Below are 1,331 nucleotides of genomic sequence, written 5' to 3'. Positions count from 1 at the left end.
TGAGGAGTACAACTAACAACCAACAACCAACAACCAACAACCAACAACCAACAACAAACAACCAACAACCAACAACCAACAACCAACAACTAACAACTAACAACAAACCAATGACATTCTTCCACAAAGACGAACAACTTCACAAACTCGGTACTGACATCTTAGAAGCTACCTGGGCAGAATTTCCAGGATTAGCCCAAAATCAAATAGCCCTAACTTGGGTAGTATACGATCCACCCGTACCCGTAAATACAGGTGGTGCGCTTTCGGCTGAAGAATTCTGGAAATATCAGGTGCGGGGCTTTAGCTATCGCGGGGTTGAGCGAATTTATCCTGCTAGTATTGTCAAACTGTTTTATTTGGTTGCCATTCAGGAGTGGCTGGAAACCGGGATGACTACTTCCTCCACTGAGTTAGACAGAGCAATTAGAGATGCGATCGCTGATTCTAGCAATGATGCGACTAGTCTGATTGTGGATATCTTAAGCGGTACGACTAGTGGTCCGGAATTACCACCAGGTCCTTTTGAAACCTGGAAATTTCAGCGCAATATTGTGAATCGTTACTTTCAGTCTTTGAAGTGGCAAGAGTTGGAATCGATTAATGTTAATCAAAAAACCTGGTGCGATGGTGCCTATGGTAGGGAAAGGGCGTTTCTGGGTGAGTTGATGGAAAATCGCAATATGCTGACTACCAATGCTACAGCGCGGTTACTCCACAGTATAGTTGGGGGAGTCGCGGTTTCCTCGGCGCGATCGCAACTAATGATGAATTTGATGAAGCGCAATCTCAACCCTATCGATCTTACTGGTGAGGAGGAAAATCAGATCACCGGGTTTTTGGGTGCTGGTATTCCTTCGGAAGCTCAAATTTGGTCCAAAGCGGGTTGGACTTCTCAGGTACGCCACGATGCGGCTTATATTGAGCTTCCTCACAAACAGCCTTATTTGTTAGTTGTGTTTATCGAGGGGAAAGTCCACAGTAGAAATAAGACTATTTTACCCTTTGTCTCTCAGCAATTTGTGAGAGCGATGATTAGATTAACTTAGTTTAGGGAATGGGTAAGAGAGTTTTCAGTTTTGAGTTTTAACTCTCCCACTCCTCCTTTTGCCTACATTCCCTACTTTTTCTACAACGTAGGATAGAAAGGTGTAAGATTGGTTTTACTGGAGGATTTTGGGTTTGGACATGGCAAGTCGGGGCGAGTCGATTGGTTTATTCGTTATTATTATATATTCTGGTGGCGAGTCGCCCCTAGATTCCCCAGATTACCTAGATTACCTAGATTCCCTAAATGGAAACTTCGTAGCCTTGGGGAAACGGCAACATAC

At 44.0% G+C, this 1,331-nt stretch carries 1 protein-coding gene; it reads left to right on the top strand.

Annotated features, from left to right (window positions below):
- Nucleotides 1–110 precede the first annotated feature (110 nt).
- Entirely contained in the window at nt 111–1,049 is a 939-nt protein-coding gene (locus NJ959_RS29605) for a serine hydrolase (RefSeq protein ID WP_254015341.1), read from the top strand.
- Nucleotides 1,050–1,331: the final 282 nt, after the last annotated feature.

The organism is Limnofasciculus baicalensis BBK-W-15, from assembly GCF_024178385.1.
Lineage (GTDB): Bacteria > Cyanobacteriota > Cyanobacteriia > Cyanobacteriales > Coleofasciculaceae > Limnofasciculus > Limnofasciculus baicalensis.
This window is presented reverse-complemented; position numbering and strand designations above follow the sequence as displayed.

Excerpts from the sequence above, each read along its gene's own strand:
- NJ959_RS29605 (WP_254015341.1), top strand. The coding sequence starts at position 111 with ATGACATTCTTCCACAAAGACGAACAACTTCACAAACTCGGTACTGAC.